Below are 15726 nucleotides of genomic sequence, written 5' to 3' on the forward strand. Positions count from 1 at the left end.
ACACCTGACATGCCGACTGAAAAGCCGATGTGGCGCCAAAACTTAGTAGTTCTTTGGTTTGGTACCTTCATGGCTGGATTGGCATTCAGCGAAATTATGCCATTTTTATCCTTATACGTTGATACATTGGGAAATTTCTCCAAAACCGAATTAAATTTATACTCTGGGATCACCTTCTCAGCCACCTATTTGGTCACCGCAATCGCTTCACCAATCTGGGGAAAGCTAGCGGACAGTAAAGGCCGAAAGGTTATGCTTTTGAGAGCCTCACTTGGAATGTCATTCATCATGGCCTTAATGGGCCTGGTAACCAGTGTTTGGCAACTTATGGCCTTGCGCTTTATCCAAGGCATCTTTTCCGGCTATATTAGTAACGCTAACGCCTTAATGGCCACTCAAGTTCCCAAGCAAAAAAGCGGGCAAGCCCTTGGAACTCTGGCAACCGGTTATGTTGGTGGTTCGCTCTTTGGTCCCCTACTTGGTGGGATTCTCGCTGAGGTCTTCTCCTATCGAGTCACCTTCTTTATCACGGGTGCTTTGCTACTTTCAGTTTTTTTCCTCAGTTACTTCTTTGTTCATGAGAAATTTACCCCCGTTGAAAAAGCAGATATGCTTTCAACAAACGAAGTCGTCAAAGTCCTTCGCAATCCTAAACTGATTTTAGGAATGTTTGTTACCACACTGATTATCCAAGCCTCAAACAACTCCATTTCACCTATCTTAGCGTTGTTTGTTCGTCAAATCATGCCGGCCGGATCACCAGTCACCTTCTATAGCGGAATTGTCGCTGCTGTCCCAGGTGTTGCAACACTCTTTGCAGCACCCAGACTTGGCCGACTAGGTGATAAATTTGGGACGGAATTAGTGCTGTCGGTTGGGTTCATTTTCGCCATTATTGTTTATATCCCGATGGCCTTCGTTACCAACGTGTGGATGCTCATTGTCCTGCGTTTTCTAATTGGTATCTCGAACGCCACAATGTTGCCCGCCGTTCAGACCCTCTTATCGAAGAACACGCCGGCCGAAGTCACCGGACGGGTTTTCTCCTACAACCAATCATTCCAGGCCGTAGGGAACGTCTTAGGCCCCCTGATTGGCTCGTTTGTGTCAAATACGTTTGATTACCGAGCGGTTTTCATCTCAACATCAATTTTAGTCTTACTCAACTTCACCATGGTCTGGTTCAATACGAAGTCCATGCGCAAAAAACATTTAGATCAAATCTAAAAATAGGAGCCACGGAATAAATTCCGGGCTCCTATTTTTGTACCATTGCGGAAAAAGACCAAAGAAAAAAGCCGACGCAGGGTCGACTTTCGAATTGTTCTTTAGTTTGATAAACCGTACTTCTTGTTGAAACGATCGACCGCACCATCGGCTTGAGTAAACTTTTGCTTACCAGTGTAGAATGGATGTGAGTCAGATGAAATTTCAACACGGATCAATGGGTAGTCGTTACCGTCTTCCCACTTGATTGTTTCCTCTGAAGTGGCTGTTGAACCAGAGATAAACTTGTAGCCAGTACTTGAATCTTGGAAAACAACCTTATGGTAATCTGGATGAATATCTTTTTTCATAATTTCTTCGCTCCTTTGCCCTGAATCATTTGCTGAAACAGAGATTCATGAATAACCAACCTTTGTACTATAACACGAAACGTTTTTTCTGGCAATGCACTAAATTAAGAAAATTAGGACTCGACAGGTTGACTATTTTCCAGTTTAGCCACGGCATGTAGCGCGGTCAGCTTACGGATAATACTATCGTAGCCACGCAAAATGTTTTCTGCGTCTTCTATCTCGGTGATGCCTTCTGCCATCATAGCCGTAATCATCAGTGAAGCCCCTGCCCGAATTTCGCCGGCATCGACTACCGCACCACTCAACGTGTCGGTGTGCTCTACTACAATCATGTTCTGTTCACTACGAATATTAGCGCCCATTTTTTGAAGTTGGCTAATGTGCTTAACGCGCTTCGGATAAATGGTATCAACAATCATGCTACTTCCCTTTGCTCGCAGCAAAAGCGGCGTAATCGGTTGTTGCAAGTCCGTCGCAAAGCCAGGGAAAGGCATCGTCTTAACTTGAATAGGGTTCAATTCGACTGATTTACCAACGTAAATGCTGTCTTCGTTGATTGTAATATCAACACCCATTTCAACTAGCTTAGCAGTAAAGGCCTCTAAATGTTCTGGAATGACATTATTGATTGTAATGCCATCCCCAACTGCAGCTGCCATCGATAGGTAAGTCCCGGCTTCAATCCGATCGGGAATGATGGTATGTGTTGCTTTCGCTTTAAGGGTTGGAACGCCTTCAATTCTGATGACATCAGTTCCAGCACCACGAATATTGGCGCCCATGTTGTTCAGGAACGTCGCAATATCAATAATCTCCGGTTCCTTAGCGGCATTTTCAATAACCGTCCGGCCTTCAGCCTTAACGGCCGCCAGAATCGTGTTAATGGTTGCCCCAACGGACACGAGGTCTAAAAAGATTCGTGCGCCGTGAAGGCCTTCGCTACCGGTTTCAATTTTTACTGTCCCGTCAATCTCAGTGACTTCCGCACCCATGGCCCGAAACGCCTTGATGTGCTGGTCAATTGGTCGGGGACCAATGTTGTCACCACCGGGAAAACTCACTGTTGCTCGTTTAAAACGTCCAAGTAAAGCACCCATAAAATAATATGAGGCTCTCAGACTTTTAATTGCTTTACTAGGTAATGGTGCCTCCACAATCTCTGTTGGCTCAATGCTAAGGACGCCGTCTTCAAATTCCGAATGCACATTCATCGACTTGAGAATGACCATCAAGTTGTGAACGTCAAGAATGTCGGGAACCATATCAAATTTAATGGGCGTATCCGCCAATATGGCTGCCGGGATTAAGGCGACAGTGCTGTTTTTGGCACCACCAATTGTAACTTCGCCTGATAGGCGATGACCGCCTTCGATTATCATTTTCTTCATTGTATAAGATTCCTCGCTAAAATATCCGATTCAACAATCTCAATCCATCATAAATAAAGCCAATGAAAAATACAATACTTGATTGATGAATCACGCAAAATGTAATAATTAATTTGCGTTTGATGGCTACTAAAAAATGCTCAACTTTTATGAAGTCGAGCATTTGCAATTTTACTATTTAGCTAGTTGTTTATCAACGGTCGCAATGAAATCACGGAATAATCCTTCGGGCTTCGTTGGGCGTGATAAGAATTCTGGGTGGTATTGGGCAGCCACAAAGAAGTCATTTTCTGGGTATTCAATCACTTCAACCAAGTGATTATCTGGTGATGTTCCAGAGAAGACAAGGCCCTTAGCGGTCATTTCGTCACGATAAGCGTTGTTAAATTCATAACGGTGACGATGACGTTCACCAATTTCGGCTTTGTTGTCATAAGCGGCAGCTGCTTTAGTACCTGGCACCAACTTACATGGGTATAAACCAAGTCGTTGCGTCCCACCCATATCATGGATATCTTCTTGATCAGCCATCAAGTCGATAATCTTGTGAGCAACGTTAGGGTTCATTTCAGTTGAGTTGGCATCTTGATAGCCTAAGACGTGACGAGCAAATTCAACACTAGCCATTTGCATACCTAAACAAATGCCCAAGAATGGGACATTATTTTCTCGTGCGTACTGAATGGCAGTAATCATGCCTTCAATTCCGCGATCGCCAAATCCACCAGGGACAATAATACCGTCTGCATCGCCAATAATTGATTTCACGTTATCTTCAGTAATGTTTTCTGAGTCAACCATTTGTAAATCAATGTCAGCATCAACTGGATAGCCAGCGTGCTTCAATGCTTCAGCAACGGAAATATAGGCATCGTGCAAGCCAACATACTTCCCGACCAGGGCAATTTTGAAGGTCTTCTTTAAGTTTTGAACGTGGTTTTCAAGGTTTGCCCATTCGGTCATATCGGCCTTAGGTGCCTTAAGTTTCAAATGATCAATCACAAGTTGATCCATGTTTTGTTCTTGTAAACGGAGTGGAATTGAATAAAGCGTTGGTGCATCCTTTGATTCAATAACAGCTTCAGGCTTCACATCACAGAACAAGGCAATCTTACGACGCATATCGTCTGTAATTGATTCTTCAGTCCGAACTACCAAAATGTTTGGTTGAATCCCTAATCCACGAAGTTCTTTAACACTGTGTTGAGTTGGCTTGGTCTTCATTTCACCAGCAGCCCGTAAGTAAGGAATCAAGGTCGTGTGGATGTAAATGACATTGTCGTCGCCCACTTCTGCCTTCATTTGACGGATAGCTTCCAAGAATGGCAGTGATTCGATATCCCCAACGGTCCCACCAATTTCGGTGATGACGATATCAGCATCCAGCGTCTTTCCAGCACGCATGATTTTTTCTTTGATCATCCCCGTAATATGAGGAATCACTTGAACCGTTGCACCAAGGTAATCTCCGTGACGCTCCTTTTGGAGTACTTCTGAGTAAATTTTCCCTGTTGTGACGTTAGAATACTTGTTCAAGTTGTTATCGATAAAGCGTTCATAATGCCCTAAATCAAGGTCTGTTTCGGTACCATCATCGGTGACGAACACTTCACCGTGTTGGTAGGGATTCATCGTGCCTGGGTCTACGTTGATATAAGGATCGAACTTTTGAATCGTTACCTTTAAGCCGCGATTTTTAAGCAAACGACCGAGGGATGCTGCAACGATCCCCTTTCCTAATGATGAAACAACGCCACCAGTCACAAAAATGTACTTAGTCATGTTATGAACTCCTTGTCTTTTTATTTTGGGTATGGCCCGACACACTTGCAATTGATCATGTGAACATGAATTTTAACAATAAAAAAGCTCCCTATTCAAAATGAATAGGGAGCTAAACCGTTCGTTTGTCCCTATTACTCATAGGGAGCCCAAATAACATAATACCGTGTGAATCAACAGTCGTCAAGCAAAAGTCGAAAAGAAATTACTTGTTGCTCTCTTCGTCTTCTTCATCGTCGTCGAAATCGTCATCATCATTCAATTCTTGCAATTGACCTTCGATTCCGTCCGGGATATCTTCTTCGTCTGCATCGTCTGAGTCATCGATATCGGCTAAATCATTTTTGTATTTGTTAATGTCTTCGGTTGAATCGTCATCTTCATCAGCGGCGTAATCATCGTCTGAATCATCAATAGTGTCTTGATCTTCAGGATCATCATCGTCGTAATCGATAACATCATCATCGTCGGCAGTATCGGCAAGAAAGGCGTTAACCTTCTTACGCTTTTTACGCTTAGGTTGGTCTTCATCCTCTTCGGCATGGACAGTTGCTTCGTCGATAGATTCGAATGGGTACCAAGTACGTAGGCCCCATAGATTATCACCTAACGAAATGAAGCTGCCGTCAATGTTCAAATCCGTATAGAATTGAGAAAGTCGCTTACGCATTTCTTCGTCGCTTTCTCCTAAATACTGTTGAACTTCATTTGCCAAATCTGCGAAACCCATTGTGTCGCCACGCTCTGAAAGAATAGCGTGTGCAACTTCGATCATAGATAGTTCCTTTTTATTTTGGCCTTCAAAGATTTTTAATTCCAAACTGGAGCACGTCCTTTCCGCAGTCTACCAAAACACTATACTCGCTTAAACCGTAAATTGCAATCTAATCTTATGCTCGCTTAATAATTCTTCGCCAGCATAAAGGAAATAGTCGATGCTAACGCTACCGCCAAACGGGGTATCGTTGAACTGAAGCTTCAACGATGGTGTGACAGTATCGATAGCTAACAAGCCGTATGGCGTTTTGTACTGTGCCTGGACACGTTTGCCATCACTAAAAAAGAGCCGGGAACGGTTGTCGCCGTTCCGCGTCAGTTGGACATCCCCATTGGGCAGAATCTTCAACGTTACGGTTGCTGGTGAATCCTCTTCCTCGTTCATTTCCTGGTAACGAAGATAAAGCGTTTCACCAATCTGAACGAGTCTGCCCTCAACGTCGAGCACATAATCCGACTGCTCGCCGTCTTGTATTGTTACTGTTTGCAAATGAATAACGGCAGGTACGCCTGCTGATGAATTATCCAAAAGCCACACACCTTCCTTAATAAGTTCCATTACATTATAACGCTAACGCAACCAGATTACTTAATTCGAATTCGATTTACCTAGTGGTATTCAGAAATTTCAATGAGATTTTGATCCGGGTCACGCACATAAATAGAAGTTATCGGCCCGTGTGCACCAATTCGATTAACAGGTCCTTCCACTATATCGACATAATAACTCTTTAAATGGTTTTCTACTTCTTCCAGAGGATCCTTCACAATGATACAGAAGTCCGCTGCTCCAGGAGTCGGCGCCTTAGCAATTGGTAAGTTTGGCTTGTCTATAACTTGAAATTTAATGGCCTGTTTCCCACAAAGAACGTAATGCTGGTTATCGTTCCGATCAATTATCGGCATATCAAATACTTCGTGATAAAAACGTAAAGTTGCTTCGAGATCGGTCACGGTTAACGTAATATGATCAATATCCTTAATTTTCATTTTTTAATTTCCTCTCGTATTGAATAGATATGTCCATTATACCATCTTAGGCGGTCATTCAAATGACGGTAGTCGGTTTTTCCGCTATAATAAAAAGAAGTTGTGACAGAAGTTGGGTAGTTGCTGAGCACTAACCTAGATTGGCGAATAATTCGTTTCTGGAATTGTTCGTTAATCGTAGTTAGGCGGAGGCACCTGCGACTGGGACTCGCGAACTGCGCGGTAGTCCCATCGACAACGACGTGAAACTAGTGACTTCTGGAGCATGATTAAGTTAAGCAGTTCAATTAATTAGATGCTTTAACAAAGGAGCTTCGCCATGATTATTTCAGAAAATTTCGAATCGATTCAAACCATTAACACCCCCATCAAGCAAGGAGATAACCTGGCCGCCTTTGCGTACACGAACTCCTTTTTGAATTTAGTGAGTGACTTGAATCAGCCAATACTCCATTTTTGGACGACGCATCCATGCCTAATTCTAGGCCTCAAAGACAAACGCCTCCCACACTTGGCGGATGGTCTTGCGAGTGTTAAACAAGATGGTTACGATTATTTTCTGAGAAATTCCGGTGGCTTAGCCGTCGTCAGTGACGGTGGCATCCTCAACGTTTCCATTTTTCTTCCCCAGGCTTCTAACCGCGTTTCAGTGGATCACGCCTACCAAATAATGGAAGAACTCATTTCGCAAACCTTCCCTGAGTTAAAGATTGATCATTACGAAATCGAACATTCTTACTGTCCAGGTGACTACGATCTCAGCGTCAACGGTCAAAAAATTGCTGGTATTTCACAGCGACGGACGCCAAACGCCCTCACCATCATGCTGTACTTGAGTGTTACAGGCAACCAGGGCTTTCGCGGGGAAATGGTCAAGCGCTTCTATGACAAAGGCCTGGGTGGCGAACCAAACGATTTGGATGTCCCAGAGGTTTGGCCAGAAACAATGACGACACTTGAGGATCTTTACCGTACGCCCATGACCACGGCTGACGTACGACAAAAAATGACGCAAACTTTGCAGACGGCTGGCATGCGTGCCAGCTCAGCAAAAATCGAAACTTTTATGGCTGAAGCAAACTACCAAGCGCAATTCGACAAGGAATACGCCAAAATGCAAAAACGCCAACCAACACTAAACTAGGAGGACCAAACGTTTGTCTTATCAAGATGAAATTTTGCCTCGTGAAAAAGTTTTTCGCGACCCAGTTCACAATTATATTTACGTCCAATATCAAGTCATCATGGATCTCATTAACACCAAGGAATTTCAGCGTTTACGTCGAATCAAACAATTAGGAACGACCTCCCTTACTTTCCACGGCGCTGAACATTCCCGATTTGGGCACTCGTTAGGGGTTTACGAAATTACTCGCCGAATTTGTGATAATTTCAAGCGTAATTACCCCACCCAAGAACCAGGTGATGGGTCATGGGATGACTCTGAGCGCCTCGTCGCGCTTTGTGCCGCCCTATTGCATGATATCGGCCACGGCCCCTATTCTCACACCTTTGAACATATTTTTCACACTAATCACGAAGCGATTACGGTCGAAATCTTGACCTCACCCCAAACCGAGGTCAACCAGATTCTGAGCCGTGTCGCCCCCGATTTCCCTCAAAAAGTCGCTTCCGTGATTCAAAAAACTTATCCTAACAAGCAAGTTGTCCAAATGATCTCCAGTCAAATCGATGCCGATCGCATGGATTACTTACTTCGGGATGCTTACAATACCGGTACCAAATATGGTACCTTTGATTTAACGCGAATTTTGCGGGTCATGCGCCCATACAAAGGTGGCATCACCTTTGAAATCGATGGTATGCACGCGGTGGAAGACTACATCATGAGTCGCTTTCAAATGTACGTCCAAATTTACTTCCATCCTGTTTCCCGAGCAATGGAAGTCATCTTGGCCCATTTGCTCCAACGTGCTAAGGAACTTTATACCTCGGACAGTCCGGAAGCTGCCAAATTAAATCCATACCTGTTAATGCCGTTTTTCCATAACGAATTTGATTTGGACGACTACCTCCTGTTGGATGACGCAACCATGACAACTTACTTTGCCCAATGGCGTTCCGCTCATGATAGCGTCCTTCGCGATTTAGCTGTACGCTTCCTGGACCGTAAGCCGTTGAAATCAGTAGCTTTTGACGATGAAACCGAGCCGTTAATTCCAAAGCTAGTGGAATTGATTACGAAGGCCGGTTTCGACGCCACCTATTACACGGCTATCAACAATAGTTACGACTTGCCTTATGATGCGTACGATCCGAACCTCAAGAAGCCGATGACGCAAATCGAGCTGATGCAAAAGGATGGCTCATTAGTCGAACTATCAACCGTCAGCAGCCTAGTTAGCGCCATCACCGGTAAATTTTCTGGAGACCAACGCTTCTTCTTCCCACGGGAAATGCTGTTACCCGACTCAGAAATGATCGAGCTGTTCGAACCCATTTATGAGGAATTTAATCATTATATTTTGAACGATCACATTACTAATCCAAAGGAGTCTTAAACTCAATGTCTATTAAGCTAATCGCCATCGATATCGACGGCACACTATTAAATGAAAAAAATAAACTTGCATCTGAAACCATCGACACCATCAAACAAGCTCATGCTCAAGGTGTCAAAGTGGTCCTCACAACCGGGCGGCCACTTTCCGGGGTCTCTGCCTACCTAAAGGCGTTAGGCATCTCTGGTGATGATGAATACGTCATTACCTTCAACGGTGCCATGGCGCAAACAGTAAGCGGTAAAGTTCTTAACCACCACACCCTATCGAACAATGATTTCATCGATATCGAAGCGGAAGGCCGGAAATTGGGTTCCCACTTCCAAATCGAAACCTCTGATTTCATTTATACGCCTAACAAAGATATTAGTGTCTACACCATTTACGAAAGCTACCTGGTCACGATGCCAATTCGTTATCGTGAAGTCAGTGAAATGCCATCCGACCTCACCATTTCAAAAGCAATGTTTGTTGACCACGAGGAAATCATTTCCAAGATTAAGGACCAAGTGGTTGAACGCCTCGGTGACAAGTACTATGTTGTGCAAAGCGAACCCTTCTTTATTGAAATCATGAACAAGAACGCTAGCAAAGGTAACGCCCTTGATGAGCTTACAACGCAACTCGGAATTGCCCCTGAAGAGGTCATGGCCATTGGTGATCAAGGCAACGACTTAACCATGATTAAGTTTGCCGGCCTCGGTGTTGCGATGGGAAATGCCATCCCCGAAATCAAGGCAGCTGCTCAATACGAAACCAAGACCAACGCTGAAAATGGTGTCGCGTACGCCATTCAGGAAAACGTTTTGAAATAAAGCCTACAGCGACGAAAGCCACCTAATCCGAAAGAATTAGGTGGCTTTTTGTTGACCCTTAAATCATGTCATGCTGTTCATAATGTTGTCTTAGGTACGTTGCTGTCAATCCATGAGGCTGTTTCACAATATCGTCAGGACGACCCTGGGCCATAATCTGCCCCCCTTGCGAACCACCCCTTGGCCCCAAATCAAGAAGATAATCTGCATTTGCCATTAAGTCCAGGTCGTGCGTAATTAGGAGAATCGTGGCCCCCTGCTCAATCAATTGGTCAAAAACCCCCAGTAACGTTTGGACGTCCAGCGGGTGCAAGCCAATCGTGGGTTCATCAAAGATAAACAAACTGTTGGCTTGATACCGTTTCAAATGTGACGTCAGCTTCAGACGTTGGGCTTCACCGCCTGAGAGCGTTGGTGTGTCCTCACCTAAATGTAAATAGTCAAGGCCCATTTCTTGCAAAACGGTCAGCGTCTGGAAAATGGTCGGTTCAGCTTCAAATACCGAAATCGCGTCGCCCACTTCCAATGCTAATAAATCGGCAATTGAATACCCTCGCCACTTAATTTCCAAAATATCCGGATTGAACCGATTACCACCACAGGTTGGACACGTTTCAACCATGTCTGGTAAGTACTGGATATCCAGAGAAATCTGCCCGGTTCCACCACAAGTTGGGCATGCCCCCTCTTTGTTGTTATAAGAAAAATGACTTGCCGTGTAATGGTGTTTCTTCGACTCTGGCAAACTAGCAAATAGCTTTCGAAGCACGTCCATAATGTTGGTATATGTCGCTACCGTTGAGCGCATGTTTTTGCCCACCGGCGAAGCATCTACGCTGATGACGTGTTTCAAATCACCAGAATTTAAGTGACTAACCTGCTGCGGCATTACCTGATTTTTGGCCTTACTTTCAAGCGCTGGCACCAAACTATCTAAAATTAGGGTTGTCTTACCAGCTCCAGAGAATCCCGTAATGGCGCTAATCTTCTTTAAAGGAAATTCAGCAGTTAAATGATTTAAGTTATAACGATGGTTAACCGTCAATCCAAATTTTCCTTGAGCGAATAACTCGTCTTTTCTGGCTAGTTTTCTACTTTGAATGGGTGCCTTCCCTGATAAAAATGGGCCAATCAGCGATTGCGAATTCTGTTTCAAATGGGCTGGTGTTCCTGTGGCCACAACAGTACCACCTTTGGTACCAGAACCAGGTCCAATTTCAATCACCCAGTCGGCTGCATCAATAATCGCGGTTTCATGGTCAACCACAACCAGAGAATTGCCACCCGCAATCAGCGCCCGAAAAATTTTGATAAGTCCGGCGACGTTGTCGGGATGCAACCCAACTGAGGGCTCATCTAAAATATAAAGGACCCCCGTCGTTTCCGTTCGTAGCGTTCGTCCTAATTGAATCCGTTGTAGCTCTCCGGTTGAAAGGGTCGACCCCAACCGATTCATCGTTAAATAATCGAGGCCTAAATCTAATAATGGCTGAAGCTGATTCAGTAACTCTTGGCTTAAGTTGTGGGCTAGTTCTTGCATGTCTGCGGGTAATGCTGCCTTCATTCGGCTAATAAAATCTGGTAAATCGCCCAGCGGTTGCTCACTTGCCTCAGCAATATTCATGTCCAGCACATGCTGGTTTAATCGGTCTGGATTCAAACGCGTCCCATGGCAGGTCTCACAGGTACTGAAAGTGTAGAACTGATTGAGTCGCTTTAGTGCTCGATCACTTTTAGTGGTCTGCATACTATCCTCAATCGCGTTATAAGCATTTTCAAACAAGGCGTGCTCCATGTGAAAAACGCGTCCCGTTCCGGATAAGATATCAACAGGATACTGCTTTTTCTCACCGTGCATCACCATTTCTTTTTCATCGTCACTGAGGTCCTTATAAGGGACCGTCGTTCGAATCCCCATCGCTGCAGCAACTGTTGGCATAAAGTTTCGCCCAGGTAACCGCCATGACGCGATTGCGCCATCCGCCAAACTCAGATTTTCGTCAAAAATCAATTTACTGGGATCAATTTGCTTAGTCTTGCCAAGTCCGCCACAGGTTGGACAGGCTCCATCAGAGTTAAAGGCAAAATCCTCGGCACCAAAAGCCCGGAACTCAACTCCACAAGTGGGACAGGTAATGATGCCCATCTGATCATCCAGCCGATCCATCGCTTCGGCAATCTTAATAGTCGGCGGAACCCGGTGCCCATTTGGACAAACTGGCGAGCCTAATCGTGAATAAATCAGTCTTAAGACATTATAGATTTCTGTCATTGTCCCCACTGTTGAGCGCACAGAGGGCACGTTTGGCCGTTGACGCAGCGCTAAAGCGGCTGGGATATATTTCACCGATTTGACGTTAGCACGCCCAACCTGGCTAATTCGGCGCCTGGTATAGGTAGCCAAGGCATCAAGATAACGTCGTGAACCTTCGGCGTAAAGGATTCCCATGGCCAGTGAAGATTTTCCCGAACCCGATAAGCCAGAAATAGCGACAAACTGATTAAGCGGGATGTCTACATCGATTCCCTTTAAATTGTTAACTTCGCCGCCACGAACTTCAATTTGCGTTGGTAAATTTATCCATTCCGTCATCTAACCACTCCTCATTATCCTCATTCTACTCCTGCTAATTTTCGATGACAAAAGTAAAAACCTCCGCCAAACTCAGTCACCATTTTGGCTTCGACTAGTTCAGAAGAGGTTTATTTTTAATCCTTTTTCGATTGATTATTTAATAGACTATGCTTGGCTCCGTACAAGAAGTAAATGGCAAGACCAATGAGGAACCAGATGGAAGACACAATCCAAGTATCAAGTGGCAACTGTGCCAGCATAAAGATACATAGTGCAGCAGAAACGATTGGTAACACTGGGTACAATGGGACCTTGAAGCCACCCGCGTTGTCGATGTCCTTCCGACGTCGTAACGGAATAATACCAATTGAAATGAACGTGAAGGCAATCAACGTTCCAATGTTAACTAATTGCGTTAACCGATCAAGTGAAACCAGGCCACCCAAGATTGCGATGATAATGGTAACCGCAATCAAACTTACTCGTGGTGTGTGGTGCTTCATTTCAATCTTACCAAGTGCTTTTGGTAATAAACCATCCCGACCGATTGAGTAAATTAATCGTGATGAACTGAAAATCATTGAAACCATCATCGTGAACATACCGGCTAACGCACCGATTGAGATGATACCGGCTACCCAGTTTTGGTTAACCAAGTGTAAAGCAAATGAAACAGGATCAGAAACGTTTAGCTTCGTGTATGAAGTCATCCCCGTCAAAACGGCAGCAACGAGAATATATAAAATCGTACAGATTAACAGGGTACCAATAATTCCGATTGGCATGTTCTTCTTAGCATTTTTAACTTCGGCAGCTGATGCTGAAACAACGTCAAAGCCTAAGTAAGCAAAGAAAACCAGTGAAGCACCCGTCATGATTCCCTTCACACCAAATGGCATGAATGGTACCCAGTTCGTTGGTTTCACGTAGAAGAGACCAACGGCAAGGAACAAGAAGATAATGGCAATTTTAACCACCACGATGATGTTGTTGACCATGATTGAGGTCTTAGCACCCCGGGAGATAATCAAACCGATTAATAGCACAATAATAATGGCAAAAATATTAATGTAAGTTCCATGTGCTGGGTCAAATGGCCCAGTCAGCGCTTTAGGAACACTAATACCGAATCCTTTGATGAATGATAGGAAGTAAGCTGACCATCCCGTTGAAACTGAGGCAACTGCCAGCATATATTCCAAAATCAAGGCCCAACCTAATACCCAGCCAATGACTTCGCCGAAAACGATGTTACCGTATGAATAGGCGCTTCCGGCAATTGGTAAGGCTGATGAGAACTCTGCATAACACATTGCAGCAAACGTACACACAATCGTAGCTAAAATGAATGAGATGACGATTGCGGGACCACTGTATAATGCAGCAACCGTTCCGGGAAGAATAAAAATCCCAGTCCCAATAACGGCTCCCACCCCTAACATGACCAAATCTTTCGCGTTCATTGTTTTTTCTAATTGGGCATCCTTTAATAGATACCGGTCTAAACTTTCTTTCTTAAAGTACCGGGCAAGACCACCTGTACGCATAATTTTTCCTCCTTCTGACTCCATATGACCATCCTCCTTATTCTATCTTAATGAGGACCGGTAAAAAAGATAAAAGAAAAACGCACCGGTCTTTGAGTCACCGATGCGTCCACCGGGAAGACCGCTACGCTTCTGCCTAGCCATCTTCCGGTCGTTTGAGAATTCTCAATGCTAAAGATTCCTCTTTAACTGACCTGGAAAAGACTAGGCTCGTTAAAGAAGAAAAATCCTGATAATCGTAGTACTGGTCGATTAGTTAATTGCATTGGAAATTCCCCTCTCATTTGATAATGATGTTATTCTAACCTAAATTTCATTCAGGTACAAGCTTAAATTAAAGTTAGGAAGATAGAAACCACAATCAGGGTCACCCCAACGATTAGGCAAAAGCGGGCGTAACGGTTTACCACGATGGGACCGTTTTTTAAGGAGCCCACGCTCTCCACTTTAATCTTTTCCTTTTTTAAATCCTCTTCACCTTTTTTGCGGAAGTGAAACCAACCAGCAAACAAATGAGCTTTTTCCAAGATGAAGAAAGCTGCCCCAATTAAAAATAGTAAACCGATCATGAACCAAACGTTGGCGACGACAATCAGTGGCGCAAACCACAAAGCCACCACTCCGGCTACTAAAATGATGCCGAGCGTCCAGAGACTAACCCGATTCTTTTTAATAAATGACATGTTGCCCTCCTAACCAAACAAAAATTGGCTTGAATGGGATACATCCAAACCAATTTTGATTATTGATTGTTGATAACGTTAAAACGATTTGTGAACAATGGGCTAACTGGCTTGTGTTCGTGAATTCGTTTAATTGCGGCTCCCATCAATGGGCCAACTGAGATTTGTTGAATCTTATCAATCTGCTTTTCAGCGGGTAATTGAATCGAATCCGTCACCACTAATTCTTTAATTGGTGATTTGGCAATCCGTTCAATCGCTGGACCTGAAAGTACGGGATGAGTGCCACTAGCATAAACTTCAGTGGCGCCCGCATCAATTAAGGCTTGTGCGCCTAAGGTGATGGTTCCCGCCGTATCAATCATGTCGTCAATCATGATACAACGCTTACCCTTTACGTCTCCAATGATGTTCATCACTTCGGCCACGTTGGCCTTTGGACGACGCTTATCAATAATTGCGATTGGTGCCTTCAAGAACTCAGCTAATCGACGAGCTCGAGTTACGCCACCATGGTCAGGTGAAACAACTACCGCATTTTCATCGAGACCATGATTAATGAAGTAGTCCGCCAACAATGGCGCACCCATCATGTGATCCACGGGAACATCGAAGAACCCTTGGATTTGGGCAGCATGCATATCAAGTGCGACAACACGCGTAATTCCCGCCTTTTGCAACATGTTAGCCACTAATTTAGCCGTGATTGGTTCACGGGAACGGGCTTTACGGTCCTGGCGAGCATAACCATAGTAAGGAATAACCACGTTAATCGTCTCAGCACTTGCACGACGCAAGGCATCAATCATAATCAGTAATTCCATCAAGTTATCGTTAACGGGTGCTGATGTTGACTGAATGACGTAGACGTGACAACCACGAATACTTTCTTCAATGTTAATCCGAATTTCACCGTCGCTAAAACGGTCAACGGACGTTTTACCAAGTTCAACCCCAACTTCATCGGCAATTTTTTGGGCCAAAGGCTTGTTAGAATTCAGCGCAAAAATCTTCAACTTCGAGTCAAAATATTTGTTAGCCATAAGTTCCTCCAAGAACAATTTTTC

The 15726-nt window shown here is 44.3% G+C and carries 14 protein-coding genes; 4 read left to right on the forward strand and 10 right to left on the reverse strand.

Annotation, left to right across the window (positions count from 1 at the left end):
* Positions 1-9 precede the first annotated feature (9 nt).
* Positions 10-1227: a multidrug efflux MFS transporter gene (locus LOSG293_RS02295; protein WP_034526638.1), complete on the forward strand. Its 1218-nt coding sequence runs from the start codon at positions 10-12 to the stop codon at positions 1225-1227.
* 101 nt (positions 1228-1328) lie between these two features.
* Here the strand turns inward: LOSG293_RS02295 and LOSG293_RS02300 are convergent, their stop codons facing one another.
* The 6 genes from LOSG293_RS02300 to LOSG293_RS02325 all read right to left on the reverse strand — a co-directional run bounded on the left by LOSG293_RS02300 (position 1329) and on the right by LOSG293_RS02325 (position 6517).
* Positions 1329-1577 carry a type B 50S ribosomal protein L31 gene (locus tag LOSG293_RS02300; protein WP_034526545.1) on the reverse strand — a complete coding sequence of 83 codons (249 nt, stop codon included), beginning with the start codon at positions 1575-1577 and terminating at the stop codon, positions 1329-1331.
* Between the two features lie 113 nt (positions 1578-1690).
* Complete coding sequence (gene murA / locus LOSG293_RS02305; RefSeq protein ID WP_034526547.1) at positions 1691-2968, reverse strand: UDP-N-acetylglucosamine 1-carboxyvinyltransferase; 1278 nt, start codon at positions 2966-2968, stop codon at positions 1691-1693.
* Between the two features lie 174 nt (positions 2969-3142).
* Positions 3143-4750: a CTP synthase gene (gene pyrG, locus LOSG293_RS02310; RefSeq protein WP_034526549.1), complete on the reverse strand. Its 1608-nt coding sequence runs from the start codon at positions 4748-4750 to the stop codon at positions 3143-3145.
* Positions 4751-4955: 205 nt separating this feature from the next.
* Positions 4956-5570 carry a DNA-directed RNA polymerase subunit delta gene (gene rpoE, locus LOSG293_RS02315; RefSeq protein ID WP_034526552.1) on the reverse strand — a complete coding sequence of 205 codons (615 nt, stop codon included), beginning with the start codon at positions 5568-5570 and terminating at the stop codon, positions 4956-4958.
* Between the two features lie 45 nt (positions 5571-5615).
* Entirely contained in the window at positions 5616-6086 is a 471-nt protein-coding gene (locus LOSG293_RS02320) for a YwiB family protein (RefSeq protein ID WP_439950828.1), read from the reverse strand.
* Between the two features lie 50 nt (positions 6087-6136).
* Positions 6137-6517 carry a VOC family protein gene (locus tag LOSG293_RS02325; RefSeq protein WP_034526557.1) on the reverse strand — a complete coding sequence of 127 codons (381 nt, stop codon included), beginning with the start codon at positions 6515-6517 and terminating at the stop codon, positions 6137-6139.
* Between the two features lie 319 nt (positions 6518-6836).
* On the opposite strand from LOSG293_RS02325, the gene LOSG293_RS02330 reads away from it, so the two are divergent.
* From LOSG293_RS02330 to yidA, 3 genes are read left to right on the forward strand one after another with little or no spacing between them, the layout of a single operon-like run.
* Positions 6837-7661, forward strand: a complete 825-nt coding sequence (locus LOSG293_RS02330) for a lipoate--protein ligase family protein (protein ID WP_034526560.1) — start codon at positions 6837-6839, stop codon at positions 7659-7661.
* A 13-nt stretch (positions 7662-7674) separates the two neighbouring features.
* Entirely contained in the window at positions 7675-9039 is a 1365-nt protein-coding gene (locus LOSG293_RS02335) for an HD domain-containing protein (protein WP_034526562.1), read from the forward strand.
* A gap of 5 nt (positions 9040-9044) precedes the next feature.
* The gene (yidA, locus tag LOSG293_RS02340; protein WP_034526565.1) at positions 9045-9854 is read left to right on the forward strand and encodes a sugar-phosphatase; all 810 of its coding nucleotides are present in this window, start codon (positions 9045-9047) and stop codon (positions 9852-9854) included.
* 58 nt (positions 9855-9912) lie between these two features.
* Here yidA and LOSG293_RS02345 read toward each other — a convergent pair whose 3' ends face one another.
* The 4 genes from LOSG293_RS02345 to LOSG293_RS02360 form a co-directional block, all read right to left on the reverse strand.
* Positions 9913-12447, reverse strand: a complete 2535-nt coding sequence (locus tag LOSG293_RS02345) for an ATP-binding cassette domain-containing protein (RefSeq protein ID WP_034526567.1) — start codon at positions 12445-12447, stop codon at positions 9913-9915.
* 116 nt (positions 12448-12563) lie between these two features.
* Entirely contained in the window at positions 12564-14000 is a 1437-nt protein-coding gene (locus LOSG293_RS02350; RefSeq protein WP_235786784.1) for an APC family permease, read from the reverse strand.
* A 305-nt stretch (positions 14001-14305) separates the two neighbouring features.
* Positions 14306-14659, reverse strand: a complete 354-nt coding sequence (locus LOSG293_RS02355; RefSeq protein ID WP_034526569.1) for a DUF3899 domain-containing protein — start codon at positions 14657-14659, stop codon at positions 14306-14308.
* Positions 14660-14718: 59 nt separating this feature from the next.
* Positions 14719-15702: a ribose-phosphate diphosphokinase gene (locus LOSG293_RS02360; protein WP_034526572.1), complete on the reverse strand. Its 984-nt coding sequence runs from the start codon at positions 15700-15702 to the stop codon at positions 14719-14721.
* Positions 15703-15726 lie beyond the last annotated feature (24 nt).

Origin of the sequence: Secundilactobacillus oryzae JCM 18671 (assembly GCF_000740055.1) — a bacterium.
GTDB lineage: Bacteria > Bacillota > Bacilli > Lactobacillales > Lactobacillaceae > Secundilactobacillus > Secundilactobacillus oryzae.

Bases quoted from the DNA above. Each gene is read 5' to 3' on its own strand.
- yidA (WP_034526565.1), top strand. From the start codon at position 9,045: ATGTCTATTAAGCTAATCGCCATCGATATCGACGGCACACTATTAAAT.
- LOSG293_RS02320 (WP_439950828.1), bottom strand. From the start codon at position 6,086: ATGGAACTTATTAAGGAAGGTGTGTGGCTTTTGGATAATTCATCAGCA.
- LOSG293_RS02295 (WP_034526638.1), top strand. From the start codon at position 10: ATGCCGACTGAAAAGCCGATGTGGCGCCAAAACTTAGTAGTTCTTTGG.
- murA (WP_034526547.1), bottom strand. From the start codon at position 2,968: ATGAAGAAAATGATAATCGAAGGCGGTCATCGCCTATCAGGCGAAGTT.
- LOSG293_RS02355 (WP_034526569.1), bottom strand. From the start codon at position 14,659: ATGTCATTTATTAAAAAGAATCGGGTTAGTCTCTGGACGCTCGGCATC.
- LOSG293_RS02350 (WP_235786784.1), bottom strand. From the start codon at position 14,000: ATGGAGTCAGAAGGAGGAAAAATTATGCGTACAGGTGGTCTTGCCCGG.
- LOSG293_RS02360 (WP_034526572.1), bottom strand. From the start codon at position 15,702: ATGGCTAACAAATATTTTGACTCGAAGTTGAAGATTTTTGCGCTGAAT.
- pyrG (WP_034526549.1), bottom strand. From the start codon at position 4,750: ATGACTAAGTACATTTTTGTGACTGGTGGCGTTGTTTCATCATTAGGA.
- LOSG293_RS02330 (WP_034526560.1), top strand. From the start codon at position 6,837: ATGATTATTTCAGAAAATTTCGAATCGATTCAAACCATTAACACCCCC.
- LOSG293_RS02325 (WP_034526557.1), bottom strand. From the start codon at position 6,517: ATGAAAATTAAGGATATTGATCATATTACGTTAACCGTGACCGATCTC.
- LOSG293_RS02300 (WP_034526545.1), bottom strand. From the start codon at position 1,577: ATGAAAAAAGATATTCATCCAGATTACCATAAGGTTGTTTTCCAAGAT.
- LOSG293_RS02345 (WP_034526567.1), bottom strand. From the start codon at position 12,447: ATGACGGAATGGATAAATTTACCAACGCAAATTGAAGTTCGTGGCGGC.